Origin of the sequence: Pseudoalteromonas sp. SR44-8, assembly GCF_014163635.1 — a bacterium.
Taxonomy (GTDB): domain Bacteria; phylum Pseudomonadota; class Gammaproteobacteria; order Enterobacterales; family Alteromonadaceae; genus Pseudoalteromonas; species Pseudoalteromonas rhizosphaerae.
In genome coordinates, this window is the sequence record NZ_JACJDS010000093.1 from 1 (window position 1) to 668 (window position 668).

General features: G+C 46.1%; 1 protein-coding gene and 1 pseudogene. Both read right to left on the minus strand.

Translation table 11 applies throughout. From position 1 onward, the window contains the following. Positions 1-156 precede the first annotated feature (156 nt). Positions 157-381: pseudogene (locus tag H5183_RS22040) on the minus strand (alpha/beta hydrolase family protein); the annotation flags it as partial. A gap of 71 nt (positions 382-452) precedes the next feature. Next, the coding region (locus H5183_RS21465) for a S9 family peptidase (RefSeq protein WP_259397477.1) at positions 453-668 on the minus strand (216 nt) is incomplete at its 5' end.

The window sequence follows — 668 nt, forward strand, 5'->3', positions numbered from 1 at the left end:
CGTAAGGTAACATCACTAAACGCGCTTCTTTACCTAAACCTTTTAGCGCAGCGTACATACGCTCGCTTTGCATCGGGAAGGTGCCGTGAGATTAAGGGTGGGTCTTCATCCCCATATAATTAAATCAACAAGCGCGGCATAATCCGCGCTTTCAATTTACTCTGATACAGAAGGTTCAGTATTTGCTTGAGCATCGCTTACAGGAGCTTCGTCACTTAACAAGTACTTTTCGAGCCATTGCTCTTGCTCTCAAAGCACATGCAGTAAACTCTTGCGAGCACGGTAGCCGTGAGCTTCGTAAGGTAACATCACTAAACGCGCTTCTTTACCTAAACCTTTGAGCGCAGCGTACATACGCTCGCTTTGCATCGGGAAGGTGCCGTGAGATTAAGGGTGGGTCTTCATCCCCATATAATTAAATCAACAAGCGCGGCATAAACCGCGCTTTGAATTTATTCTGTTAAAGAAGGCTCAGTATTTACTTGAGCATCGCTTGCAGGAGCTTCGTCACTTAACAAGTATTTATCCAGCCACTGTTCTTGTTCCCAAAGCACATGCAGTAAACTCTTGCGAGCACGGTAGCCGTGAGCTTCGTAAGGTAACATCACTAAACGCGCTTCTTTACCTAAACCTTTTAGCGCAGCGTACATACGCTCGCTTTGCATTGG